The 24,901-nt window shown below is 67.4% G+C and carries 20 protein-coding genes and 1 pseudogene; 8 read left to right on the top strand and 13 right to left on the bottom strand.

The window, feature by feature from the left end; all coding sequences use genetic code 11:
• Nucleotides 1–62: 62 nt before the first annotated feature.
• Nucleotides 63–1,292: an MFS transporter gene (locus ACIGXX_RS11460; RefSeq protein WP_361462962.1), complete on the top strand. Its 1,230-nt coding sequence runs from the start codon at nucleotides 63–65 to the stop codon at nucleotides 1,290–1,292.
• A gap of 58 nt (nucleotides 1,293–1,350) precedes the next feature.
• Here the strand turns inward: ACIGXX_RS11460 and ACIGXX_RS11455 are convergent, their stop codons facing one another.
• The 3 genes from ACIGXX_RS11455 to ACIGXX_RS11445 all read right to left on the bottom strand — a co-directional run bounded on the left by ACIGXX_RS11455 (nucleotide 1,351) and on the right by ACIGXX_RS11445 (nucleotide 5,496).
• On the bottom strand, nucleotides 1,351–3,105 hold the full coding sequence (locus tag ACIGXX_RS11455; protein WP_399974827.1) for an NAD+ synthase: 1,755 nt from the start codon (nucleotides 3,103–3,105) through the stop codon (nucleotides 1,351–1,353).
• An 86-nt stretch (nucleotides 3,106–3,191) separates the two neighbouring features.
• Nucleotides 3,192–4,835, bottom strand: a complete 1,644-nt coding sequence (locus ACIGXX_RS11450) for a multicopper oxidase family protein (RefSeq protein ID WP_399974824.1) — start codon at nucleotides 4,833–4,835, stop codon at nucleotides 3,192–3,194.
• A gap of 175 nt (nucleotides 4,836–5,010) precedes the next feature.
• A complete protein-coding gene (locus ACIGXX_RS11445; protein WP_399974821.1) occupies nucleotides 5,011–5,496 on the bottom strand; it encodes a hypothetical protein in 486 nt (161 codons plus the stop codon).
• Between the two features lie 290 nt (nucleotides 5,497–5,786).
• Between ACIGXX_RS11445 and ACIGXX_RS11440 the strand changes: the two genes are divergently transcribed.
• Together ACIGXX_RS11440 and ACIGXX_RS11435 are read left to right on the top strand one after the other, a co-directional pair.
• On the top strand, nucleotides 5,787–6,437 hold the full coding sequence (locus ACIGXX_RS11440; RefSeq protein WP_361462964.1) for a DUF998 domain-containing protein: 651 nt from the start codon (nucleotides 5,787–5,789) through the stop codon (nucleotides 6,435–6,437).
• Entirely contained in the window at nucleotides 6,434–7,252 is an 819-nt protein-coding gene (locus ACIGXX_RS11435) for an alpha/beta fold hydrolase (protein WP_399974818.1), read from the top strand. Before ACIGXX_RS11440 ends, ACIGXX_RS11435 begins: the two co-directional genes overlap by 4 nt.
• Nucleotides 7,253–7,937: 685 nt before the next feature.
• On the opposite strand, the gene ACIGXX_RS11430 is transcribed toward ACIGXX_RS11435, so the two are convergent.
• The 4 genes from ACIGXX_RS11430 to ACIGXX_RS11415 form a co-directional block, all read right to left on the bottom strand.
• Nucleotides 7,938–9,002 (bottom strand): LacI family DNA-binding transcriptional regulator, encoded by a 1,065-nt coding sequence (locus ACIGXX_RS11430; RefSeq protein ID WP_351159699.1) that lies wholly within the window; start codon nucleotides 9,000–9,002, stop codon nucleotides 7,938–7,940.
• A gap of 194 nt (nucleotides 9,003–9,196) precedes the next feature.
• The gene (locus ACIGXX_RS11425) at nucleotides 9,197–10,834 is read right to left on the bottom strand and encodes an extracellular solute-binding protein (protein ID WP_351159696.1); all 1,638 of its coding nucleotides are present in this window, start codon (nucleotides 10,832–10,834) and stop codon (nucleotides 9,197–9,199) included.
• Between the two features lie 141 nt (nucleotides 10,835–10,975).
• Complete coding sequence (locus ACIGXX_RS11420; protein WP_351160653.1) at nucleotides 10,976–11,839, bottom strand: carbohydrate ABC transporter permease; 864 nt, start codon at nucleotides 11,837–11,839, stop codon at nucleotides 10,976–10,978.
• Between the two features lie 92 nt (nucleotides 11,840–11,931).
• Entirely contained in the window at nucleotides 11,932–12,786 is an 855-nt protein-coding gene (locus tag ACIGXX_RS11415; protein WP_351159693.1) for an ABC transporter permease subunit, read from the bottom strand.
• Nucleotides 12,787–13,133: 347 nt separating this feature from the next.
• Here ACIGXX_RS11415 and ACIGXX_RS11410 point away from each other — a divergent pair, with 347 nt between their 5' ends.
• Nucleotides 13,134–14,105: a hydroxyacid dehydrogenase gene (locus ACIGXX_RS11410; RefSeq protein WP_351160651.1), complete on the top strand. Its 972-nt coding sequence runs from the start codon at nucleotides 13,134–13,136 to the stop codon at nucleotides 14,103–14,105.
• Nucleotides 14,106–14,241: 136 nt separating this feature from the next.
• Here the strand turns inward: ACIGXX_RS11410 and ACIGXX_RS11405 are convergent, their stop codons facing one another.
• Nucleotides 14,242–14,859, bottom strand: a complete 618-nt coding sequence (locus ACIGXX_RS11405) for a DUF305 domain-containing protein (RefSeq protein ID WP_399974813.1) — start codon at nucleotides 14,857–14,859, stop codon at nucleotides 14,242–14,244.
• A complete protein-coding gene (locus tag ACIGXX_RS11400; protein WP_351159689.1) occupies nucleotides 14,856–15,521 on the bottom strand; it encodes a DUF3105 domain-containing protein in 666 nt (221 codons plus the stop codon). Before ACIGXX_RS11400 ends, ACIGXX_RS11405 begins: the two co-directional genes overlap by 4 nt.
• 298 nt (nucleotides 15,522–15,819) lie before the next feature.
• Here ACIGXX_RS11400 and ACIGXX_RS11395 point away from each other — a divergent pair, with 298 nt between their 5' ends.
• Entirely contained in the window at nucleotides 15,820–17,181 is a 1,362-nt protein-coding gene (locus ACIGXX_RS11395) for a glutamine synthetase family protein (protein WP_160504710.1), read from the top strand.
• A 143-nt stretch (nucleotides 17,182–17,324) separates the two neighbouring features.
• On the opposite strand, the gene ACIGXX_RS11390 is transcribed toward ACIGXX_RS11395, so the two are convergent.
• The gene (locus ACIGXX_RS11390; RefSeq protein ID WP_351159687.1) at nucleotides 17,325–17,951 is read right to left on the bottom strand and encodes a hypothetical protein; all 627 of its coding nucleotides are present in this window, start codon (nucleotides 17,949–17,951) and stop codon (nucleotides 17,325–17,327) included.
• Nucleotides 17,952–18,504: 553 nt separating this feature from the next.
• On the opposite strand from ACIGXX_RS11390, the gene ACIGXX_RS11385 reads away from it, so the two are divergent.
• Nucleotides 18,505–19,314: a hypothetical protein gene (locus ACIGXX_RS11385; protein ID WP_351159685.1), complete on the top strand. Its 810-nt coding sequence runs from the start codon at nucleotides 18,505–18,507 to the stop codon at nucleotides 19,312–19,314.
• Nucleotides 19,286–20,137: a hypothetical protein gene (locus tag ACIGXX_RS11380; RefSeq protein WP_351159682.1), complete on the top strand. Its 852-nt coding sequence runs from the start codon at nucleotides 19,286–19,288 to the stop codon at nucleotides 20,135–20,137. Before ACIGXX_RS11385 ends, ACIGXX_RS11380 begins: the two co-directional genes overlap by 29 nt.
• A 156-nt stretch (nucleotides 20,138–20,293) precedes the next feature.
• Here the strand turns inward: ACIGXX_RS11380 and ACIGXX_RS11375 are convergent, their stop codons facing one another.
• Together ACIGXX_RS11375 and ACIGXX_RS11370 are read right to left on the bottom strand one after the other, a co-directional pair.
• Nucleotides 20,294–21,634 (bottom strand): hypothetical protein, encoded by a 1,341-nt coding sequence (locus ACIGXX_RS11375; protein WP_351159679.1) that lies wholly within the window; start codon nucleotides 21,632–21,634, stop codon nucleotides 20,294–20,296.
• A gap of 1,118 nt (nucleotides 21,635–22,752) precedes the next feature.
• Complete coding sequence (locus tag ACIGXX_RS11370; protein WP_351159676.1) at nucleotides 22,753–23,910, bottom strand: hypothetical protein; 1,158 nt, start codon at nucleotides 23,908–23,910, stop codon at nucleotides 22,753–22,755.
• A gap of 285 nt (nucleotides 23,911–24,195) precedes the next feature.
• Between ACIGXX_RS11370 and ACIGXX_RS11365 the strand changes: the two are divergent.
• Nucleotides 24,196–24,282: pseudogene (locus ACIGXX_RS11365) on the top strand (glutamine synthetase); the annotation flags it as partial.
• A gap of 149 nt (nucleotides 24,283–24,431) precedes the next feature.
• On the opposite strand, the gene ACIGXX_RS11360 reads toward ACIGXX_RS11365, so the two are convergent.
• The gene (locus tag ACIGXX_RS11360; protein WP_351159670.1) at nucleotides 24,432–24,866 is read right to left on the bottom strand and encodes a VOC family protein; all 435 of its coding nucleotides are present in this window, start codon (nucleotides 24,864–24,866) and stop codon (nucleotides 24,432–24,434) included.
• Between the last annotated feature and the right edge of the window lie 35 nt (nucleotides 24,867–24,901).

Raw genomic sequence — 24,901 nt, 5'->3', positions numbered from 1 at the left:
TTTGTTCCGTACTTAAACTTACGGAACATCCATCCCTCATGCGCTCCCCCGGAAGGTTCTTCATGCCCCTGGCCCTGCTCGCCCTAGCCGTGGGCGCCTTCGGCATCGGTACGACCGAGTTCGTGATGATGGGCCTGCTGCCCAACGTCGCCGACGACCTCGGCATATCCATCCCCAGCGCCGGACACCTCGTCTCCGCCTACGCCCTGGGCGTCGTCATCGGCGCCCCGCTGCTCGCCGCGGTCACCGCGCGCATGCCGCGCCGCCGGGTCCTCATCGGCCTCATGGTGCTCTTCGTCGCGGGCAACGCGCTGTCGGCCGCGGCACCCGACTACCACTGGCTGATGGCCGCCCGCTTCCTCAGCGGCCTCCCGCACGGCGCGTTCTTCGGCGTCGGCGCGGTGGTCGCCACAGGGCTCGTCGCCCCCGAGCGCAAGGCGCGCTCCGTCTCGCTCATGTTCCTCGGCCTGACCGTCGCCAACATCGTCGGCGTCCCGGTCGCCACCGCCATGGGCCAGCAGCTCGGCTGGCGCGCGACGTTCCTCGCGGTCAGCGCGATCGGCCTGGTGGCGATCGCCGCGCTCGCCCTCCTCGTCCCCGCCGACCACGGCCACGGCGAGAGCGGCGGCCTGCGCGGGGAGATCAGGGCGCTCGGCAGCGTGCCGGTCTGGCTCGCGCTCGGTACGACCGTCGCGGGCTTCGGAGCGCTCTTCTCGGCGTACAGCTACGTGACCCCGATGCTGACCGATGCCGCGGGCTACGCCGAATCCAGCGTCACGTTGCTGCTCGCGCTGTTCGGTGTCGGCGCCACGGCGGGCAACCTGCTCGGCGGCCGGCTCGCCGACCACTCCCTGCGGGGCACGCTCTTCGGCGGGCTCACGGCGCTCGTCGTGGTCCTCGCCCTGTTCCCGGTCCTGATGGGTACGGCGTGGAGCGCGGCGCTCGCGGTGACGCTGCTCGGCATGGCGGCGTTCACGACCGGGTCGCCCCTGCAGCTGATGGTCATGGAGAAGGCGTCCGCGGCCCCGTCCCTGGCCTCCTCCGCCAACCAGGCGGCGTTCAACCTCGCCAACGCGGGCGGCGCGTGGGTCGGCGGCCTCGCGCTGGCCGCGGGCTTCGGGGTCACGTCCCCGGCGGTCACGGGCGCGGCCCTCGCGGTGCTCGGCCTCGGGGTGGCCGGGGTGGCGTACCTGGTGGACCTGCGGTCGCCCGCGGGTGCGCCCGCTGCCGCCGTCGGCGGTGAGCGGCTGGTGGCTTCGGGGAAGCCGCTGCGGGAGACGTCCCGGCGGTAGCGCTCTTCCCCGGGTGACACGGGGGTGGGCGGCTGGACCGCCCACCCACCCGTGACCGTCAGACCGACTCGCGCCAGCGATTGGTGATCGGCAGCCGGCGGTCCTTGCCGAAGCCCTTCGCGGAGATCTTCGTGCCCGGCGGGTACTGGCGCCGCTTGTACTCGGCGGTGTCCACCATCCGCAGCGTCTTGATCACGAGCTCCCGGTCGTACCCGGCGGCGACGATCGCGTCCGCGCCCTGGTCGCGGTCGACGTACATCTCCAGGATCGCGTCGAGGACGGGATAGTCCGGCAGCGAGTCCGTGTCCACCTGGTCGGGCCGCAGCTCCGCGCTCGGCGGCTTGGTGATCGAGTTCTCCGGGATCGGCGGCGTCTGGCCGCGTTCGACGGCCGCGCGGTTGCGCCACTCGGCGAGCCGGAAGATCAGGGACTTGTAGACGTCCTTGATCGGCCCGTACGCCCCGACCGAGTCGCCGTAGAGCGTCGAATAGCCCACCGCCAGCTCGGACTTGTTGCCCGGGGCCAGGACGATGTGGCCCTCCTGGTTGGAGATGGCCATCAGCATCGTGCCGCGCAGGCGCGACTGGAGGTTCTCCTCGGCGAGGCCGGTCAGGCCGAGCGACCCCATGTACGCGTCGAACATCGGGGCGATCGGCACCGTACGGAAGTTCAGCCCCGTACGCCGCGCCAGGTCCTCCGCGTCACTGATGGAGTGGTCCGAGGAGTAGCGCGACGGCATGGCGACGCCGTACACGTTCTGCGCGCCGAGCGCGTCGCAGGCCAGCGCGGCGGTGATCGCGGAGTCGATGCCTCCGGAGAGGCCGATCAGGACGCTGCTGAATCCGTTCTTCGCGGCGTACGCACGCAGCCCGACGACCAGCGCCGAGTACACCTCTTCGTCGTCGTCGAGCCGCTCGGCGTACCCACCGGTGAGCTCCGGCTCGTACGCGGCGAGGGGAGCCTCCGAGAGCGTGACGTGCTCGATCCGCAGCCCGTCGTCCACGATGCCCGACGGCGGCTCGGGCGCGGCGGCGGGCAGCTCCAGATCGAGGACCACGCAGCCCTCCGCGAACTGCGGCGCCCGCGCGATGACTTCGCCGTTCCGGTCCACGACCACCGAGTCGCCGTCGAAGACGATCTCGTCCTGGCCGCCGATCATGGCGAGGTAGGCGGTGGTGCAGCCCGCCTCCTGCGCACGCTTGCGCACCAGCTCCAGGCGTACGTCGTCCTTGTTCTGCTCGTACGGCGAGGCGTTGATGGAGAGCAGGAGACCCGCCCCCGCCGTGCGCGTCGCGGGCACGCGGCCGCCGTCCTGCCAGAGGTCCTCGCAGATGGCGAGCGCGACGTCGACGCCGTGCACGCGCACGATCGGCAGGGTCTCGCCCGGCACGAAGTAGCGGAACTCGTCGAAGACGCCGTAGTTCGGCAGGTGGTGCTTGGAGTACGTCAGGACGGCCTCGCCGCGGTGCAGCACGGCGGCGGCGTCCCGCGGGGCGCCCGCGGGCTGGCCGTACTTCGGCTTGGCCTCCTCGGTGCGGTCGAGATAGCCGACGACGACCGGCAGCTCCCCGTACCCCTCGTCGTTCAGCCGCGCGGCGAGCGCGCGCAGCGCCTCCCGCGAGGCATCGACGAAGGACGACCGCAGGGCGAGGTCCTCGACGGGATAGCCGGTCAGCGCCATCTCGGGGAACGCCACGAGGTGCGCTCCCTGCTCGGCGGAGTGCCGGGTCCAATGGACGATCGCCTCGACGTTCCCGGCGAGATCGCCGACCGTCGAGTCGATCTGATTCAGGGCGAGGCGTAGTTGAGGCACGGGGCCCAGTGTAATCGTCAAAGCGACGCGATGCCCTTCAGGGCGGGTGTGGGGCGCCCCACTGGGGGCGCCCCACGGGTCGCCGGTCAGCGGCGGTAGCCGAGGACCGTCATCATGCCTGCCTCCGAGTGGTACACGTTGTGGCAGTGGAGCATCCACAGGCCCGGGTTGTCGGCGTCGAAGTCCACCGTCAGGGAGCCGCTCGGCAGGATGACCGCGGTGTCCTTGCGGGGGCCGCCCACCGCGTCCGCCAGGGCGAACGTGTGGCCGTGCAGGTGGACCGGGTGCCACATCGTCGTCGAGTTGGCGAAGACCAGCCGGACGCGTTCGCCCGCGCGGACCGGGTGGCGCTGACCGGGGGAGTAGGGCTTCTTGTCGAAGGCCCAGTCGTACTTCGCCATCCCGCCGGTCAGGCGCAGCCTGATCGTGCGGTCCGGTTTGCGGGCCGGCAGGGCGGCCGACTCCGCCGCCCGCAGCTTGTCCGCCGTCAGGAGGCGGCCCTTCAGCTCCTTGGGGCGGGTCGCGGGGGCGGGCGCCGCGCCGCCGCCCGTGCGCAGGATCGCGAGGGCCGTCGCCTTCTTGCCCTCGGCCGCCGCGGTCAGCGGGAACGCGCCGTCCTCGGCGGTGACCAGGACGTCGTAGCGCTCGCCCATGCCGAGCAGCAGCGCGTCCGTCTTCGCGTGCTCCACCGGGAAGCCGTCCGTGTGCGTCACCGTCATCTCGTGGCCTCCGAGCGCCACCCGGAAGGCCGTGTCGCCGCCCGCGTTGATGATGCGCAGGCGGATGCGGTCGCCGGGGCGGGCCTTGAAGGAGGAAGGGTCCTTCGGTGTGCGGCCGTTGATCAAATAGTGGGGGTACGCCACGTCGCCCGCGTCGCCGCCCAGCAGGTCGCTCCTGGCGCCCGTCATCAGGCGGGAGGGGCCGGTGGGCTTGGGTGACGCTTCCCTGGCCGACGACATGTTCGACATGTCGTGGCCGCCCTCGCCGCCGCCCATGTCGTGGCCGCTCATGCCCCTGCGGAGCTGCGCGAGCACGGCGTCCGGTGTCGAGCCGTCCACCCCGTCGACCCAGTCGTCCAGGACGACGACCCACTCCTTGTCGTACTGCAAGGGCTCCTTGGGGTCCTCGACGATCAGTGGTGCGTACAGACCGCGGTCCTGCTGCGTGCCCGAGTGGGGATGGAACCAGTACGTCCCCGGGTGCGGCACCGCGAAGCGGTAGGTGAAGTCGGCGCCGGGCTTGATGTCCTGCTGGGTGAGACCGGGGACGCCGTCCATGTCGTTGCGCAGGGCCAGGCCGTGCCAGTGCAGGGACGTGGCCTGGGGGAGGTGGTTGGCGAGCGTGAGGGCGAGGGTGTCGCCCGCGGTGACGCGGACTTCCTTGCCGGGCAGCTGGTCGCCGTACGCCCAGGTCCTGACCGTGCGGCCGCCGAGGTCGAGCTTGGCGGCCGCGGCCGTGAGCTTCACCTCGCGGACCGTGCCGTCGCCGGCTCGCTTCTTCTCCGCGGCGGCGACTTCCTTGCCGGCGGGGTCGACATAGCCCTCGGGAGCGCCGGGAGAGCCCTTGGGAGCGTCGGGAGAGCCCTTGGGTCCGGAGCCGCCGCCGTGTCCGCCGTGACCGGAGTCCGAACCTGAACCGGAGCAGGCCGCCAGGATTCCCGAACCGGCGACGGCGGTCGCGGCGCCGAGCAGGGCGCGGCGCGAAGGGGTGCGCAGGGGTTGAGTGCGCATGGCTGTACACCTCGTCGTAGTGGTGCGTGCAGATGGGCGCATCTGCTGCTTCTGATACACCGCTCGAGGCCCGGAGGTTCCCACCTGGGGTCGCCGGAGATCCCCACCGGAGATCGCTGGGGATGGCCGGGGTTCCGCCCGGGCGCGGGCAGCGCGAAGCAGCCGGTGCGTCGGCCTAAATGCGCAGCACCGAGAGGCGGGAGAGGAGTATGCGGGGCGGCGGCGGATTGGGCCGCAGCCCGTCGAGCAGCCGGGCGAGCGGACGCGCGGGGACGGCGAAGCCGCCGGGCCGCAGCATTCCTGCCTTGAGCAGCAGTACGAGGGTGAGCGAGGCGAGGACGGCCAGGCACACGGACAGCGGGTCCGTGCCGTCCATGCCGGCGGGCGTGGACGCGGACGCGGACGTGGCCACGAGGGGTGGCCGCGCGGGGGCGTCGGCGTGGCCGCCGTCGCTCATCTCGTGCTGACCGGCGGCTTGTTCGGACCCGCTTGCGTGACGCGTCGACTGGCTCGTGGACTGGCTCGTCGAATGATCCGTCGAGTGACTCGGCGACGCGTGGCCCGTCGGGTGACCGAGCGTATGCATCGTCACGATGCCGAAGAGCAGCGCCGCGAGCAGCAGGAGCTGCCTGCCGTTCGCCGATCTCCTCGTGGTCGCCATGGTCGGCACCTTACCCCCGGCGGGTATTCGACGACATGCGGGCCCCCGGTACCCGACTGATTATGAGCCCATGATGAATGTGGGCAATAGGGTGCGAAACGGCCCCGCTGGGAGCGACGGCAGGCGGCGAGGACCGCGGACTCGCCACGGGGCTGGAGTCGGAGGCGAAGGCGGGGGCGGAGTCGGGGGCGGTGGCCATCACTAGCGCCGTCCGCCCCGCCGTGCCGACCACGCCCGAGGGGCCCCGCCGTCGCCCTGGCCCCGCTCGCGCGGCAGGCGTCGTATCGCTCCTGCTGGCGCTCGGCGCGGTCGCCTACAGCACGTGGATCGTCGAAGCCTTCCTCGGGACGGGGCTCTCGCCGGTGAGCTCGTACGTCAGTGAACTCGCCGCCCGGGACCAGCCGTTCGGCACGCTGTTCCGCACGGCCGACCTGACCGCCGGGCTGCTGGTCCTCGCGGGCGCGGCGGCCGCGCTCCGGTGGCTGCCGCGCCGGCTGCTGCCGCGTCGGTGGGACACGGTCGTCGGGTGGGCGGGGCTCGCGCTGTTCGGGGCGGCCACCGCGGTCGACTCCCGGCTGCCGCTGAGCTGCGCGCCGACCGCCGACGCGGTGTGCGTGGCCGGGGAGCGGGCGGGGCTCTTGCCCGCCACGCACGCGGCGCACGTGGTGAGCAGCGGTGTCGCGGTGACGGGGGCGCTGGTGGGGATGGTGGCGCTGACGCTCGCGGCGCGCAGGTACGGGGTCCTGCCCTCCCTCGCGGGCCCCTTCGGTCTCCTCCTCGTCCTCCTCGAACTGGCCGCCACCACCTGGACCCTGGCGGCCGTCGCCGCCTTCGACGCGGGGCACGGTACGTGGGGTCTCGGGGTGGGACAGCGGCTCCAGGTGCTGCTGATCGCGGTCTGGCTGGGGCTGCTGGCGCGTGCGGTGGTGCGGCGCGGATGAGTTTCGTACGGATCGAGGGAGTGCCGCACCACGTGGAGGTGGCCGGAAGCGGACCGGTGTGCGTGCTGAGCGCGGGGCTCGGGCTCGCGTGGTTCGACTGGGACGCGGTGGTGGAGCGCCTCGCCCCGTGGCGGACGGTCGTCCGCTTCGACCGGCCGGGGTCGGGACTGAGCGGGCACGCGCGCGTGCCGCCCACGTTGGTGGGCGAGGCCGAGCGGATCGTACGAATCCTGGACGCGCTGGCCCTTCCCGGACCGGCGACCGTGGTCGGGCACTCGCTCGCGGGCTTCCACTGCGAGGCGTTCGCCCGCCTCTTCCCGGCGCGCACGTCGGGCCTGGTCCTGCTCGACTCCAGCGTCGAGGAACGGCCGAGGGCGCGGGTGCCGCGCGGGGCGCGGGTGGGGGCGGCGCAGGTGGTGGGGGCGGTGCTGAGCGGGGCGGGGGTTCCGTGGGCGCTGGGGCCGGCGGTGCGGAGGGTGGCGGTGCGGGGTGACGTGGCGTCGGCGGAGGCGGTGCGGCGGGTCTACGGGGCGAGCAGGGTGCTGCGGGGTTCGCTGCTGGAGTACGCGACGTACGGCGACGCCGCGCTGGAACTCGCCGCTCTCCGGCGGGATTTCCCCCTTCGGGAGCGGCTGCCGGTGACGGTGCTCGCCGCGTACGAGGGGGGCGCGAGGAGATGGCTCACCCGGCAGCGAGCTCTCGCCGCCTCCCTGGACGCGACCTTCCGCGTCGCGGAACCTGCGGGGCATCTGCTGATGCGGGACGCCCCGGGGGCCGTGGCGGAGGCGGTACTGGCCTCCGGCGGTATCCCCTGACCCGGGCTGTTCGTGCGGCTCCCACCTGGCCCGCCGCTGCGCGGCGGATCTTCCCCACCCACCCACCCGATCACCCGGCGGCGTGCGGGCACCACCCTCCGCCGCTGCCGCGTGCGCTGTTCGTGCGGCTCCTGTCTGGGCTGCCGCTGCGCGGCGGATCTTCCCCACCCACCCACCCGATCACCCGGCGGTGTGCGGGCACCACCCTCCGCCGCTGCCGCGTGCGCTGTTCGTGCGGCTCCCGCCTGGCCCGCCGCTGCGCGGCGGATCTTCCCCACCCACCCACCCGATTGCCCGGCGGCGGGCGGGCACCCTCTGCCGCTGCTGCGTGTGCTGTTCGTGCGGCTCCTGTCTGGGCTGCCGCTGCGCGGCGGATTCTTCCCGCCCACCCACCCGATTGCCCGGCGGTGTGTGGGCAGACGGCAGAACCAGTCCCGGGCCCCGCCACGCGCAATCGGACGGCCAAGCGGCAACATCTGCTCCCCCGGAACCCGCCGCAGGGTGATCGGGTGGGTGGGTGGGTGGGTGGGTGGGTGGGGGACACCCGCCGCGGAGCGGCGGTTCAGGGGATACCGCCGGGTCACCTCACCCAGCAGCGGCAGGAGCAGGGGAGCAGGGGATACCGCCGGGTCACCCGGCAGCGGCGCCCCCGGCCTCGCGGGCCGGGAGGGATACCGCAGGGCCACTATGAAGTGGCGCCCCCGCTGCCGCGAAGCCCCCGCACACTCTCCCGGATCACGATGTGCGTCCCCAGCAGATGCCTCTCCTGGCCCGCCCGAGGCGCCCCCGCCAGAGCGAGGCGGACCGCCGTGCGGCCCATTTCCTCCGCGGGGATGTGTACCGTCGTCAGGCCGGGGGTGATGTCCGCCGCCACGGGGTCGTCGTTGTAGCCGACCACGGAGATGTCCTCCGGGACCCGCAGCCCGTACTCCCGCAGGGCGATCATCGTGGCCGCCGCCACCCTGTCGTCGCCCGCGAACACCGCCGTGAAGTCCGGCCGTCCGTCCGCCTTCTTGAGGAGGTCCATGATCGCCTCGTACCCGTGGTTCTGTCCGAACCCGATGCCGTGCAGGATCGCCTCCTCGCGCGGCACCCCGTGGTCGGCCAGCGCACGCAGGTATCCGGCGACACGGTCCTCGCCGGTGGTGTGGCCGGGCTGGTAGCCGATCAGGGCTATCTTGCGGTGGCCCGCGCCGAGCAGGTGGCTCGTGATCGCGTACGCGCCCGCCTCGTTGTCGTACTCGACGACCAGCGCGGGAACGTCCGGCGCCGGCGCCGGACGCCCGCACAGGATCAGCCGGGAGCCCGCCGCCGCGAGCGCCTCCGCGTACCGCGCCATCCGCTCGCGGTACTCGTCGTCCTCGATGACGCCGCCCACCAGGATCACCGCCTCGGCGGCCTGCTCGCGCATCATCTGCACCAGGGCCAGCTCGCGGGCCGGATCGCTGTTCGTCGAAGCGACCAACGTGAGCCTGCCCCGTTGGGCTGCCTCCATCTCCACGCCCTGCGCGACATGCGCGTAGAAGGAGCTCACCAGCTCGAACATGAGCACCGCGATCGTCTTGCGGCCCGCGCCCGCCAACGCGCGCGCGTGCGCGTTGGCGACGTAGTCGAGGTCCTTGACGGCCCGCAGCACCTTCGCGCGCGACGCCGTCGACGTCGGGTAGTTGCCCGCGAGGACCCGCGAGACGGTCGCGACCGAGACGCCGGCCCGCGCCGCCACATCGCGGATGGTGACCCGCTCACCCACTGTGTCTCCTCATGTAGCAGTATCCGGGCCCAGGAGCAGTATCCGGGTCAAGCCCAAAAGCAGTGTCCGGGTCAAGCCCAGTAGCAGTATCCGGGTCACGTGCCAGTTGCAGTAGCCGGGTCAAGTGACCGAGTCCGGGGCGGCGTTGCCCCCACGGCAGCCGCCCCGGACCATCATCCCGCGCCCGCCCCGGATCAGTGCGCGGCCTCGTACTCCTTTGCGAACTCCGCCTGCGCCTTGGCGCCGCCCTGCGCCTGCCACTTCTTGTGGACCGCGTCCCAGTCGGACAGCTTCTTGCGGCCCGAGACGATCGCCGTGACACCGTCCTCGATGACCTGCTGCATGGAAGCGCCCTGCCGGTTGTACGTGTCCGACATCAGACCCCAGTGGTCGTCGCGGACCAGCTGCGGCACCACCGCCTTCTCCCAGGTGTGCAGCCGCTTGGTGAGATCGGCGAAGCCGGGGAAGTAGAGCGGCTGCGGCGCGTCCATGAGGTAGGCGAAGGGGAGGTTCGTCCTGTTCTCCACCAGGCCGAGCGAGGTGGGGATCGGGTCGCCGTTCTTGTCGTACTCGAAGTGTGTGCCCTCGACGCCCGAGTGCATCAGCTCGTACTCCTTGGAGCCGAACGGGGACGCCAGCCAGTCCAGGACCCGCAGCATCAGCTTGACGCGGTCCTTGGAGGCCTTCTTGATGACGGTGTAGCCGAAACAGCCGCGGTTCTGCTGGTAGACGGGCGTCACGCCGTCCACCACGTACGGCACGGCGGCGTCCAGCGTGAACTCGTCCTTGATGCCCTGCGCGTTGGAGATCGCCGCGCCCCAGCCGTCCGTCATCGAGCGGACCGTGCCGTTGTAGAACTGGGTCTTGAGGTCGACCTGGGAGATCGAGGTGGCATCGGAGTTGTACGAGCCCGCCTTGCGCATCTTGGACATGTACTCGAGGGCGGCCTTGAACTCGTCGGTCCCGTACATGTCGGTGACCTTGCCGTTCTTGATCTGCCACTGGTTCGGCGCGCCGTGCCACATCGCGTGGTAGAGGTAGCCGAAGAAGCCGACCGACGAGGCGCCGAGCGCGTACTTCTTGTTCCGCGAGGCCTCCCTGGCCATCGTCTGGAAGTCGGCCGCCGCCATGCCCGGCTTGTAGCCCGCCTTGTCGAAGGCCTCGCGGTTGATGAACATCGCGCCCTGCACCTTGGCGCGCTCGATCGGCAGCCCGTAGATGCGTCCGGAGACGCGGCCCATGCCCTCCCACGCGTACGTAGGGATGTTGGCGAGGTTCGGGTAGTCGTTCACCGCGTCGCCGGAGAGGTGCTCCGAGAGGTCCGCGCAGCGCGACTTCACGAACTGCGACTCGCGCGGAAGCACGTACCCGCCACCGAAGTTGATCATGTCGGGCAGGTCGTCGCCGGACATCAGGGTGGACATCTTGGAGCGGAAGTCCGCGTCCGGGACCACGGAGAACTCGACCTCGACACCGAGGGCCTCGTTCATCGCCTGCCAGTACTTGTTCGATCCGACCGGCTTCGGCGGGGTGCCGTAGGTGATGGTCATGACCTTGATCTTCTGCTTGCCGGTGCCCGGCTTCTCGGCCGTCGCGGCGACCAGCCGCTGCGGGTACTTGGTGAACCCGGGCTGGACGCCCTCGGCGGTGGGCGCGAGGTCGGGCTTCGGGCCCTTGGCGGGCGTGTACGTCGGCCAGGGCGCCGCCTTCTTGTTGGCGTTGCTGACCGAACCGCCGCCGCCCGAGCCGGTGGAGCAGGCGGTGAGCAGGGAGGGGGCCGCGACCGCGGCCCCGCCGACGGCTATGGAGCGCAGCAGCGTACGGCGCGACATCGAGGAACCGGACACAGTGTCAACCTTTCGGACGTACCGAGTAGTCGTGCTGGGAAGTGGTGGTTCAGCTCATGAGGGGGTGGCTCAGCTCATGAGTGGTGGCTCGGCTCATGAGTGGTGGCTCGGCGCTTGAGCGGGGGCTCAGCTCTTGATGGCGCCCGTGAGCACGCCCTTGGTGAAGTACTTCTGGAGGAAGGGGTAGACGATCAGGATCGGCACGGTGGCGATCACCAGGACGGCCATCTGCATCGTCTGCGGGGCCGAGACGTTCGACGCGTCGCTCAGGCCGGTGTCCGCGATCTGCGAGCCGCCCATGACGTACGTGCGCAGCACCTGCTGGAGCGGCCAGTGGTCGGACTCCAGATAGATCGAGGCATGGAACCAGGCGTTCCAGTAGCTCACCGCGTAGAAGAGGCCGACGACCGCGAGGGCCGCCTTGGAGAGCGGGAGCACGACCCGCCACAGGATCTGCCAGTCGTTCGCGCCGTCGAGCCGCGCCGCCTCGTACAGCTCCTCGGGAACGCCCTGGAAGAAGCCGCGCAGGACGACCAGGTTGAAGACGTTGATGAGGACGGGGACGATCAGGGCGCTGTAGCTCTCCAGCATGCCCATCCCCTTGACCAGCAGGAACGCGGGAATCATGCCGGGCGGGAAGAGGAACGTGAACAGGACGATCAGGAGGATCGGCTTCCCGCCGTACACCTTGGGGCGGCTCAGCGCGTACGCCAGGAACGTGGTGCACGCGAGCGAGGCGAGGGTGCCGATGATCGTGATGCCGGCGCTGACCCCGAGCGCCTTGGTGACGATGCCGCCCTCGAAGACCTGCTCGTAGGCGCGCAGGGTCGGGTGCGTCGGCCACAGGACCCAGCCGCCGTTGGCGATGACCTCGCGGTTGGAGGCGAACGACGTCGAGACGATGACCAGGAACGGCACGAAGACCATGACCAGGATGGTGACGATCGCCAGGGCCTTGGCCACCTGGGTGACCGGCTTCGGCTTTTCCATCCAGGAGGGGCGGACGGGGCGGACGGGGCGCACGGGGCGCTGTGGTCGCGCCGGACGCCCGGCGCGTATCGCGGCGGTTTTCGTGCTCGTGCTCACTTGTAGACCCCCTGCTCGCCGAGGCGATGGGCGACCTTGTTGGCCGCGAAGACGAGAATCGCGCCGACCACGCCCTTGAACAGGCCCGCCGCCGCGGCGTATCCGGTGTCGCCGCCGACGATGCCCTGCCAGAAGACGAAGGTGTCGAGCACCTCACCGGCCTCGGGGCCGACCGACTGCCGCTGCAGCAGCATCTGTTCGAAACCGACGGAGAGGATGTCGCCGAGCCGCATGATCAGCAGCAGGATGACGACCGGCCGGATGGACGGCAGCGTCACGTGCCAGAAGCGGCGGAAGGGGCCCGCCCCGTCGATGGCGGCGGCCTCGTACTGCTGCTCGTCCACCTGCATCAGCGCGGCGAGGAAGATGATCGTGCCCCAGCCCGCGTCCTTCCAGACGACCTGCGCGACGACGAGCGCCGGGTAGGCGTCCGGGTTGCCGATGATGTCGACGGAGTGCAGACCCGCCTGGCCGAGCACGGAGTTGAGAAGCCCGGTGTCGGCGAGCACCTGCTGGAACAGGGCGACGACGATGACCCACGACAGGAAGTGCGGCAGGTAGACCACCGACTGCACGAAACGCCGGGTCAGGTCCGAGGTCAGGCTGTGCAGGAGCAGGGCGAGACCGAGCGGGACCGGGAAGAAGAAGACCAGCTGGAGCACCGCGAGGAAGAGCGTGTTCCAGGTCGCGTGCCAGAAGTCCGGGTCGCCGAACATCCGGTCGAAGTTCTCGAAGCCGACCCAGGGGCTCGCCCAGAGGCCGTCGAAGGGGACGTACTCCTTGAAGGCGACGGCGTTCCCGATGAACGCGCCGTAGTGGAACACCAGGAAGTACGCGACCCCCGGCACCATGAGCAGCAGCAGGACTCGCGAGGAGCGAAACCGTTTCCATCGCTCATCACGCTTTAGTTTGTTGCCATTTGGCCTGTTACTGCGCTTGCCGGGCGGCTTCACCGCCTCGGTTTCCGTCCGTTCCTTCGTCACCGCTGACACGGCAGCCCCTCCGTTGTCGGAACAAGGTGACCGGAATCTAAAGCGGTTACTAACCCCGGTCAACCCCCTTGACCCCGCGATCTCTTGACCGCTGTCCCGACTTCGGCCTAGCCTCCAGGCGCTGTTGGGTAACCGGTTACTACGAGGGATGGTCACGCGTGGCAGACCAGGCAGAGTTGAAGGGTCCACCGATCACCGCGCTCGCCATGAGCGCGGACGTGGCGGACCGGGTGTTCGCCCCCGACATCCGCGAACGGCTCGCCCGCAGCGTGGAGTTGGCACCCGCCCTGCTCGCCGGTCCCCTCACCGGGGACGAGGCGCGGGCGGTGCTCGCCGACACGGAGATCCTGGTCACCGGCTGGAACTGCCCACCGGTCACGGCGGAGGTCCTCGCCTGCGCCCCTCGGCTGCGGGCCCTGGTGCATGCCGCCGGATCGGTGAAACCCGTGGTGACGGACGCGCTGTGGGACCGGGGCGTGGTGGTCTCGTCGGCGGCCGACGCGAACGCGGGACCCGTCGTGGCCTACACGCTCGCCGCGATCACCTTCGCGGCGAAGGGCGCCCTGTCGGCCGCGGCGGGCTACACCGCGGGATGGCCGCCCTTCACCGAACGGACGGGCGCGGACGCCCGCACCATCGGCGTCATCGGGGCGTCCCGCATCGGGCGGGGGGTGATCGCGGCGCTGCGCGCCTCCGACGTGGGCTGGCGGGTGCTGCTCACCGATCCGTACGTCACGAGGGAGGAGGCGGCCGGGCTCGGCGTGGAGCTGGTCGACCTCTCGGAGCTGTGCGGGCGCAGCTCGATCGTCAGCATCCACGCGCCCCAACTCCCCGAGACGCTGGGCCTGGTGAGCGAGCAGATGCTGAAGCTGATCCCGGACGGGGGCACCGTCATCAACACGGCACGCGGCTCACTGATCGACACGGACGCGTTGGCCCGGGAGTGCGGGGCGGGCCGCCTGGACGCCTTCCTGGACGTGACGGACCCCGAGCCGCTGCCGGCGGGCCACCCCCTCCTGGAGCTGCCGAACGTACTGGTCACCCCGCATGTCGCGGGGGCGCAGGGCAGCGAGGTGCGCAGGCTCGGGGAGTACGCGGTGGGGGAGGTGGAGCGGTTCCTGGCGGGGGCGCCGCTGCGGGGGCGGCTCCGGCGGGAGGAGTTGCCGCGGATGGCCTGAGCGGATGGCGTGAGCGGGCGGCCGGGTGGCCGGGTGGCCGGGCGGGAGCCTTGGCCGCCGTCCTCCCGGCGTCGCCGCGTTCGTCCTCAGGCGCCGGACGGGCCGGACATCCGGCCCGTCCGGCGATCGGGCCAGATCACGGCTTCGCGCCCCGCGCCTTCAACAGGTCGGTCATCAGCTCGATCTCCGACTCCTGAGAGTCCACCATGCCCTGCGCGAGGCGGCGTTCCACGTTCACCTCGCACCGGTCCACACACCCGTCGGCCATGTGGATCCCGCCCTTGTGGTGCTTGATCATCAGCTGGAGATAGCGCACCTCGGCGGCCCGCCCGTCCAGCTTCCCGAGCTTCGTGAGCTCGGTGTTCGTCGCCATCCCCGGCATCAGGGCGCCGTCCTTGCCCGGCGGCACGTCGCCCATCCCCATCCACTCCATCGGAGCGCCCTGAGGCACCTTCGGCAGCTCCCACAGGTCCAGCCAGCCGAGCAGCATGCCCCGCTGGTTCGCCTGTGTCTGGGCGATGTCGTACGCGAGGCGCCTGATCTCCTCGTCCTTCGTGCGGTCGCGCACGATGTACGACATCTCCACGGCCTGCTGGTGGTGCGTCGCCATGTCCCGGGCGAAGCCCGCGTCGGCCGACTCCGTGGCGGGGGCGGACGTGCCGGACGAGCCGTCCGACGAGGCGACCGCGGCCGTGATCCCGCCCGCGGCCACCGCCGCGACGGCCCCGACCGCCCAGCACGTACGCCGCCTCACTGGCCCTTGCCCCCCGTGCAGGCGGCGCCCGGCTCAGGGGTCTGCTTGCCCTGTACGTACGTCGAGAAGAAGGAGCCGACCTTCGGGTCGTCCGCGCCGGTCACCGTGCGCTGGTGGCCCCAGGCCGACAGCATGATCGGGTCCTTCTGGTCCTTGACCGGGCTCATCAGGGAGTACGGCGTCTGCTTGACCTTCGTCTCGAGCTTCTTCAGGTCCGCGGCCTTCGCCTTGTCGTTGTACGTCACCCAGACGGCGCCGTGCTCCAGCGAGTGCACGGCGTTGCGCTCCGGGAGCTCGTCCTTGTAGACGTCGCCGTTGCAGTTCATCCACACCTGGTCGTGATCACCGCCCACCGGCGGGGTCATCGAGTAGCTGACGTCCTTGGTGACGTGCGTGCGGCCCAGCTTCTTCGCGTCCCAGACCTTCTCGCCGTCCGCGGTCACCTTGAACTTCGGCGCGGACTTCCCGTCGGCGGCGACCTTGTCGGAGTCGTCGGCCTTCTGGAAGAGGACGACACCGCCCACGGCCAGCGCGGCGACCACCACCGCGCTCAGGGTGATCGTGATGACGCGGCCACGGCGGTCGCGTGCGCGCTCGGCCCTGCGCATCTCCTCTATCCGGGCCTTGCGGGATGCGTTGCTCGTGTTCTTGGCGGAACCCATGATGTGTCCTTCGGCGGAAACGACGGAAAGGGCGGGACGCACGTGACGGAACAGGTGGAGCGGTTCGCTGATCGTAATGGGCGAGCCCGGCGGTCTGTAGGGGCAGTCTGAGCCGCCCGCTGTTACGGCCGCGCCGATCAGCAGGCACTATGGGCACAGGGCGGCACATGGCCCGCAACGTGCTCGAAACCGTGTGGTGGGATGCTCATGTGCCCCGATGTGTCCCCAGACGTGGACACAGTACGGACGCGGCGCGGACGCAGGTGGCCTGACCAGCAAGGATGGGTGGAAGCGGAAGATGGACAAGCAGCAGGAATTCGTGCTCCGGACACTGGAGGAGCGCGACATCCGGTTCGTACGCCTGTGGTTCACGGACGTCCTCGGCTTCCTGAAATCGGTCGCGGTGGCCCCCGCCGAGCTGGAGCAGGCCTTCGACGAAGGCATCGGCTTCGACGGCTCGGCGATCGAGGGATTCGCCCGGGTGTACGAGTCGGACATGATCGCCAAGCCGGACCCCTCGACCTTCCAGGTCCTGCCCTGGCGCGCGGAGGCCCCCGGCACCGCCCGCATGTTCTGCGACATCCTCATGCCGGACGGCTCCCCGTCCTTCGCGGACCCGCGCTACGTGCTGAAGCGGGCCCTGGCGAAGACCTCCGACCTCGGGTTCACCTTCTACACCCACCCCGAGATCGAGTTCTTCCTCCTGAAGGACAAGCCGCTGGACGGCTCGCGGCCCACCCCCGCCGACAACTCCGGCTACTTCGACCACACCCCGCAGAACGTCGGGATGGACTTCCGCCGCCAGGCGATCACGATGCTCGAATCCATGGGCATCTCGGTCGAGTTCAGCCACCACGAGGGTGCGCCGGGCCAGCAGGAGATCGACCTCCGTTACGCGGACGCGCTCTCCACGGCGGACAACATCATGACGTTCCGTCTGGTGATGAAGCAGGTGGCGCTGGAGCAGGGCGTGAACGCGACCTTCATGCCGAAGCCGTTCTCCGAGCACCCCGGCTCGGGCATGCACACGCACCTCTCCCTCTTCGAGGGCGACCGCAACGCCTTCTACGAGTCCGGCTCCGAGTACCAGCTCTCCAAGGTGGGCCGCTCCTTCATCGCCGGCCTCCTGAAGCACGCCGCCGAGATCTCCGCGGTCACCAACCAGTGGGTGAACTCCTACAAGCGCATCTGGGGCGGCTCGGAGCGCACGGCGGGCGCGGGGGGCGAGGCACCCTCGTACATCTGCTGGGGCCACAACAACCGCTCCGCGCTGATCCGCGTCCCGATGTACAAGCCCGGCAAGACGGGCTCGGCGCGGGTCGAGGTCCGCTCGATCGACTCGGGCGCGAACCCCTACCTGACGTACGCGGTGCTCCTTGCCGCGGGCCTCAAGGGCATCGAGGAGGGCTACGAGCTGCCGCCGGGCGCCGACGACGACGTATGGGCCCTGAGCGACGCCGAGCGCCGCGCGATGGGGATCGAGCCGCTGCCGCAGAACCTGGGCGAGGCGATCGCGCTGATGGAACGCAGCGAACTGGTCGCCGAGACGCTCGGCGAGCATGTCTACGACTTCTTCCTCCGGAACAAGAAGCAGGAGTGGGAGGAGTACCGCAGCGAGGTCACGGCCTTCGAGCTGCGGAAGAACCTGCCGGTGCTGTAGGCACAGGTCAGAGAGCTTTTCGTTCACTTCCCCGAGGGGGCCCACAGCCGTCGGCTGTGGGCCCCCTCGGCTGTCTGCTGGCGGCTGGGCCGTCTGTGGGCCGTCTGACGCTGGACCCAGCCCTCGGGGCCGCCCCCCGACGGTCACTCAAGCGGCACGGGCGCAACCGGGAGCTGTTCGCTGTGCGGCCATGTGAAAGAGCGGTCGGGTTCGAGGTGGGCTTCTCCCCAGTGGATGACGTGGATCCCGCTCTCCACGTCAGCCGTGAAGAACACGCAGACGAGCTTTGTCGCAGCTCCGAGCTCCTCGAACGCTTCGCGAAGCCCGACGTATTCCTCGGTCGTCAGGTCGTCATCGAGCTCGAATAACCCCTCCGGCGATTCTGGTCCGTGGGCCCAGAACAGACGCCGGCGTGTGGGGGAGACATTGGCGGGCAACCGAGCACGCTCAAGCGGCTTCGGCCGGTCTGCGTACCGATAGGGGAAGAGGGCGCACTCGTTGACCACCGCGTACTCGTATCCCCGTACGTCGCGCACGGCCTCGCCCATCTCCCGAGCTATGTCCGCGAGGTTCTCGCGGACTGCCTGGGCGAGAGTGACCCCGTAGGGGCTTCGCTTCTTCAGCCCGGCTGTGAGGTGCGTCGCGTGTGCCTTCGCGTGCGCTTTGGCCAGTTGCAGCGGAACGGAGGCAGCGAGAGCGCCAGCCCGTTGTCCGAACCTCTGAACGGCCCAAGTTGACGGCTCGGTCCAGTCCCTACCTGACACAGTCATACGACGTGCTCCCCCCCCTGTCAGGTTCACCTATCAACTGTGTGGCAGGCGCACCAAGTCGCCGCAAGGGGGCAATCTGGTCATGGCGGCCGATGTCCTCCGTCTGGTGGGGCTCGTCGGAGCAAGGACTTCATCGTCCCGAAGCAACTTGGTGTGCCGGTTGTCCTTGGTCTGGGGCGCCTGTTGCCTGCGCTGAAGGTCCGCTGACGTCCACGATTGGTCGCGACTGTCCGTCGCCGTTTTCACGCAGTTTGACACTCACCGGGTACGGCTTCCGGTGTGCGGGATCGACGTCCGCCAACTCAGCTCTCAGGGGGCGGCCGTAACGCTTCACGAGTCACTGATCAACTGCACCAGCCCAGCCCAGAGTGGGTGGGAGCAGGCACTTTCAGGCGTCGTCTGCCAGCTTTGGTCAGCCTCGCACGGCCCAGGAGCCAGGAGCCCGGAGTGAAGAGTTCCTCCGACCAACCACCGTGCGAAGGCCTGCTAGGGCAGGATGAAGTGGGTTTGCCTGACGTCCCCCTCCACTTGAGGATCCGAGCGCATCGAATATATGAACGCCACACTGGAGAGCAGTTTCGAACTCTTCGCTCGTCGCATTAGCTTGAGCCAACATGAGCTTGACAATGCGCTGGGGCGCGCCAAGGAAATCTGCCAGTTCCTGTCGCAGAATGCTGCAATTGAAGAATTTAGAATTACTGGATCTATAGCTCGATTGACAGCGATCCAAGGATTCTCCGACGTAGACATCGTAGCCACGCTAGCCTCATCCTCGTCTATTCCAGCCACTCCTTGTTCAATCGCCGTACGACTGCTAAACACCCTAAGGCCTAGGTATCGGGAAGCGCGAATTTCCGAGAACACGGTTCGCATCAGATTCACCCAAGGCCCTGACGTTGACGTAATCCCAGCGCTTCTCGATACGGTCACCATCAAGGGCCAAACAATCTACAGGATTCCGTCCGCCGACCGATTGCGGTGGGACACGTACGCGCCCGAGCAGCAGAATGTTCAAATCAACCAGAGAAGTGCACTACTTGGAAGTAACTTCATTCACATGATCAAAATAATTAAATGGTGGAGCAAACAGCATGGCCAACCCCTCGCATCTTACGAGATCGAAAACATCGCGAGCGCTACTTTCGCTTACCGAATGCCACCGATCACACGCGCGATCGTAGAGTTCTTGGAAATTGCCGAGCACTCGCCCGAGGGGCGTCAAGAAGGTCACTCTAATTCAATTTCAGAAGCACGAGACACCGCCAATAAGGCCCTGAAGTGTGAACAGCAAGGGGACACGCGGGGGGCTCTCGTTCACTGGGGGAGGTTGCTAGGTGACCAGTTCTCAAGTGTCATCACATGAAATCATCGCACTGGCCAATGCGCAGCTTGAGAAGGCGGCTAGAGGCTACAGGGCGAGTAGGTGGCTGCAAGTGGCAACCTTTATCCTTAGTGTTACTTCGGTCTTTATTACGAGTCCACTAACCTATATCCCAGCCCTCATTGCATTGGGTGTTCAGGTTTCATCTTGGATCACTCGAAATAGGGCGGCGAAATGCCACTCCGCCGGAGAGGAGGGCAGGATTCGCGGACTCCTGCTTGATGCTCTTGGCACGGTGGAAGAGAGGGTCGACCTTAGTAATTGGTTTGGTCGCGTAACTCCATCTTCCGGAGAATCAATCCCCGCCCCTGTCCCATCTGATTACTTCGCTAGTGGTGCCTCTCTTGGCATGAAGCGGCTCTGTGATCATCTCCAAGAGAACGCATTCTGGGGCAAGCAGCTGTATAAATCGACTGCCGAGTACTATGGACGCACCCTTTGGGTATTTTCGATAGCTACTGGCGTGGTGATTCTTATCGCTATTCCAATAACCTCTGACGAGAACAATATTATTCTGGCGCGCCTCATCGTAGTTGCTCTGGCATCTGGAGCGGCTTTCACGCAGCTCACTGAAGTCATGGCTTGGCGATCAGCCGAATCAAAGAGTGAGGTTCTTGACCGGCGCCTTGATTCGCTCGCAGCTTTCACCGACGAAGAACTTTCCTCATCTCGCATCGGCACCGTTTTGTCTGCTTACGGTGACTATTGTATTGCCACCTCAGGAGCGCCACCCGTGCCCACCTGGATCTACACGCGACAGAGGGATCGTGTCAATTCGCTCTGGGTGAGAAGGGGAACAAGCTAGAAGGTCGGTCAAAGCCGAGTCGAGTTGCGTGCCTATACGTGAGCGCCGCTCTAGAAGTACGATCTGGTTTGTCGGCTCAGGTGCAATTGGGCAGAACCGCTGGTGAGCTCGTTTCCCACAGCCGCTTAATCCAGCCATAGATGTGACACCGGAATCTCAATTGCTGCCAGACTTGTCCTTGGCCCATGGGACAGTGGACACAACACCAGCGTACTTGTTCGGCTCCACCGGATCCCTATATGAGCCATTGAATCCGATTCTGCCAAGAATGGCCAGGCAGACATATCGGCAAGTCAATTCCCATGCCTCAATCCATGCACTGGTGCTAAACTTTTGCTTATGTCGGGATGGGTGAATTACGCCATTGCGCATTCGGGTCAGAATTTCCGGCCCTGTGAGGCATTGGGGGTTGGCGCCCAATGCGGCCGATTTTAGCATAGAAAGTTTCGCAGGGATTTTGTCATTGATGCTGAAAGTGCTCAGAAATGCCGAGATGTTCTCGTGTGCGGGCGCAGTCTTGTACTGCTTAGAGGTGAGGGACCCGCTCTCCTCGACCAGCTTCTCGTATGCCAGAAGCTCTAGTGCAGCTTGGCCAGCTGATACTGCGATGTTGACCGGCATTGGGTCGTTAGCTTCCAGGTAGTAATTGACTGCGTTGGACAGCAGCTCACGGCTGAAATCGTCACTCCAAAGGTCGCCCACGAGTGAGAAGATGTCAGCGAGATCCGAGTAGCGAGTCTCGTCGATCAGCTGGTGCGAGCCAGTCCAGGGCTTGATGCTGAACACCCTCCAATCTCGCCAAGCTACTTCGCCGTCAAAGTTGAAGCCCAGCCCCAAGCAAGGAGCAATTTGGCGACCGAAGGAGAGACTCAATACGCACCGCAACAGGTGAAACGCGCTAGAAATCTCTTCCTGCGACATAGCGGAATTGTCATGACGCGTTAGCTCGCCAGTGTGGGTTGTGGCGTACCCCCCGCGATTGCGAAGTTGGTCACGGATTGCGCGCCGATCAGGACGAGAATCCAAGGTGATCACCCAATCCCCGGCGCGAAATGCGAGCCGACCGTTCCAGCTCCCACCTCCTGGAGCACTCAGCCAGTGACCGTTTACTTCGGGCATGTTCGGCACATGGAAAGTTACTCTACGAACATCTTCACCGGTGCCGTAGGTGCTGTTCTCCATTCGTCCACTGGCACGAAAGAGAGGGTTCGAAATTTCACTCCCGGTCGGACTTTCAAGGCTGGACGTGACCTCGCCAGGAATGTCAACGGTGAATTCTTCAGTGATGTCCCACGCGTTAATTTCCGGGCTGTCGGTTGAGAACTCGTAGGTGATCTGTGGCGTTGGTAGCCATTCCCACCTAATTACCCCCTCGACAAGGATTCGCTGGCTGCCCTGAATTACTACGAGTTCACCCGAATGTAGAAGGAGGGCCTCATTGGCTGCGCCTAGTGGAGGATCGGCTGGGGTAGCGATCGGTGCTTCATTCGAGGTCATTGAGCCAGAGTGGCATAGCGCACGTTCCTCGACGAGTAGATTCCCTGAATCGCCCTCGATGCACGAACACCCCACGAGGTCAGTGGATTGGCTTTGGGCTGGAGCGGCTTTGGGCAATGATCTTCGAGGCTCGCCCCAAGTGGCTGCCTAGAGCCGTGAAGCCGACCGCCCCAGCCACGAGGTGCCCCTTCTCTGAGGGCTGTTGGCCGCCGGCTCTTGCCGCGCGGCCTGGTGGACCTGGCCGGAGCGGGGCAGGGACATGGGAGGCGGCCCGGGGAGTCGGGCCGCGCGCGGGGGAGTGGAGCGAGCCGCCTTGATGAGGTGTGGAAAATGCTAGAGGGATAGGCGGTGACCCGAATGTGTGCCCGCAGTCTCGTACGTGCTGTCGACAGCGTTTCGGGTGCGGCTCTCGCTGCTCGGCATCAGGTGCGTGTAGACCCGGAGTGTGAAGCCTGGGTCCGTGTCCCCAGGTACGTGCTCAGGGCCTTGATGCTCTCGCCGTCAAACCAAGGAAGTCAACTGGCCTGACATAGTACGGGCCATTGGTGACAACAGCCGGATTGCCCGGACGCGGGAGCGGCGGGTTGCAGCCGAACTCCGTCGTGATCGTGAATGGCGCTTGACTGCCGCATGTTCGCGTGATTTGACGGAGCGAGCTGGAAATCCCAAGGAATTCTGTGTAGAGCAAGTGCTCGCGATGTCGACGGAGCAGCGTGATGCATGGCTGGCGGCGATGATTAAAGCAGAAGGCCACGTAGCCCCAAAGAGTGGGGGTCGCAAACCCATTACCCAACTGTCACAAAAGGTTGGACCCATCGCAGAGGCCATTGTGCTCGCCGTCTACTTGTCTGGCCGGCGGCCGAGTGTCTACGTAGACACGAGGATACCTTCTGCTCCTGTGTGGACTATCACGATTACCTCACCCACTACCGGTGAACCGCGCAAGATGGTGGGCGGTAAGACCTGCTACACGGACATCTCTCTAGGAATACATGAGGTGTGGAACGTAAGCACCGAGTTGGCAACGTGGACCGCCAGGCAGGAGAACAACGTCTTCTTGACTGGTGGCATCGCGTGCGATTAGGGAAAGATGGCCACCATTGCGTCGCAGGTTAGGGCTAGCTTACAGGTATTGCCGGAAAGGGGCCCCAGTCGGTTACAGCCGCGGCATGCACACGCACATTTGGGAACTGAACATCGCCCCCGGACAGCGTGGCGTTGGTGAAGGCGATGGCGCCGCGGGAGAACGTTGAGTCGGTGAAGAAGACCGTCCCGCCGGAGAACGTCGCATTGGCGAAGGAGACTCTGCTGCCGGAGAATGGCGAGCCGGTGAAGAATACCTTGCCGCCGGAAAACTTCGACTCAACGAAAAATACCGAGCCACCAGTAAATCTTGTGTAGGACAATACTACCTTGGCGCCGGAGAACCTCGCGTTCGCAAAGGATATCGTGCCGTCGGAGAGTGTTGACCTGGTGAAGTAGACCGAGCCGCCGGAAAATGTTGAGTTGAGGAAGGCGAGGGTGCCGCCAGCGAAATTCGAGTCGGTGAAGGAGGTGGTGCCGCCCACGAACTTCGACCCGGTGAAGAAGACCGTCCCGCCGGAGAACGTCGCTTGGGCGAAGGAGACTGTGCCGCCGGAGAAAAAGGAGCCGGTGAAGTCGCCACCGTCGAAGACGGCTCCGGTGAAGTTTAAATCGTATCCGCACCAGGTGGCGGCTTTGGTGGGATCCTGAAGGTGAGCACTAATAATTCGAATAATTGTAAGGCGGACTTCCCGTTCGCCTTTTCTGAAGCCCTCTTCGGCGTGGTCGGGCGCGTAGGGCATCCGTAGGTAGGCGCACAGCACGTCAATGCATACCTGGCGCTGTTCGGGCCAGTCATCGGCTAAGCGCGCCATGGCGTAGACCCCGGCGAGGCGTACTGCGGGCTGGTCGTGGCCCAGTTGTTCGGCCGCTGCGGTGTACCGCTCTGCGAGCTGGGTCGCGTCCGCGCGATGGGAGGCTCCTTCGTCGAGGAGCTGCTTGCGGTAGGCGTACAGGCCGGCCAGGACGGCCCCAGTCAAGGTGAGGACCGTGACGGTCGTCTTGATGACATCCTGAACGCTGACCGGCCTCTTACCAGTATTCGCACTGGTGAGGAGTGCGTCGGCGCCCTGATAGAGGCCGTAAGCGAACGTTGCGACGAGCACTAGGGCGAGTGGGGCGACGAGCCACACCGGCCACAGATTCGGGGTGTGACTGCCCAGCTGTCTTGGACGGCGCTTGTAGAAGGACACAGAACTGATGGTGGCGCGCGCAACTGGGGCTGAGCGACACGTTTGCCCACTCTGTGACCAGGGCGCGCCAACCACGGCATACATCACGTACCGGTGGCCCGGAGACTCACTGGTGGTCCCTGCCCGCCTCTAGGAGGCCCACGGGGCAGAGAGGTAACCGCCGGGCCGTCTGTGGGCCGTCGGAGGGGGCCCACAGTGGCCGACAACGACCAACGACGACTCTTAAATCCCTGGTCGGCGGGGCGCCCACTTGCATCACCCGAAGTCGTGGTGAGGGCACGCCAGTTCCTGCGCAACAAGAAGCAGGAGTGGGAGGAGTACCGCAGCGAGGTCACGGCCTTCGAGCTGAGGAAGAACCTGCCGGTGCTGTAAAGCTCCCGCCAGGGGCGCGGGGAACTGCGCGAGCAACCACAAAGGAGCCGCAGTCGCATCTGCCGAGATCACGGCAGACGCGTCTGCGGCTTTTCGTGCGCCGAGCGCGCCCCGCGGCGGAGCCGCACATCGATACGGCCCCGCGCCCCCTACGGGGCGCCCGCGATTGCCTCGCGCAGAGGCTTCGAAGCCCGGACCCGGTACTCCTGGATCGCCCAGCCGTTGCCGTCCGGGTCCTTGAAGTACATGAACGTGCCGCCGTCCTGCGGCGCGTGCGCCACCGGCTCCGAGATCTCCAGGCCGCGCGCGGTCAGCTCCGCGTGCGCCGCCTTCGCGTCGGCCACGCACAGCTGGAGGCCCTGGTAGGAGCCGGGGGCCGGGGTCGGGCCGTCCATCGTGTCCCAGAGGGTGTCGGCGAGGGCGATGGAACAGCCGGAACCCGGCGGGGTCAGCTGGACGATGCGCATGCCCGGCATGACCTCCTGGTCGATGTCGACGTGGAAGCCGAGCTTGTCGCGGTAGAACTCCTTGGCCCGGTCGACGTCACTGACGGGGAGCGGGATCACCTCGAGTGTGTAGTCCATGGGCCGAAGTACACCAGGGCGAGGGGCCCCTGTCA

Origin of the sequence: Streptomyces sp. NPDC055243, from assembly GCF_044544025.1 — a bacterium.
In the GTDB taxonomy this organism is placed as follows: Bacteria; Actinomycetota; Actinomycetes; order Streptomycetales; family Streptomycetaceae; genus Streptomyces.
Note: the sequence above shows the minus strand (reverse complement) of the source record. Positions and strands in the feature narration are given on the sequence as shown.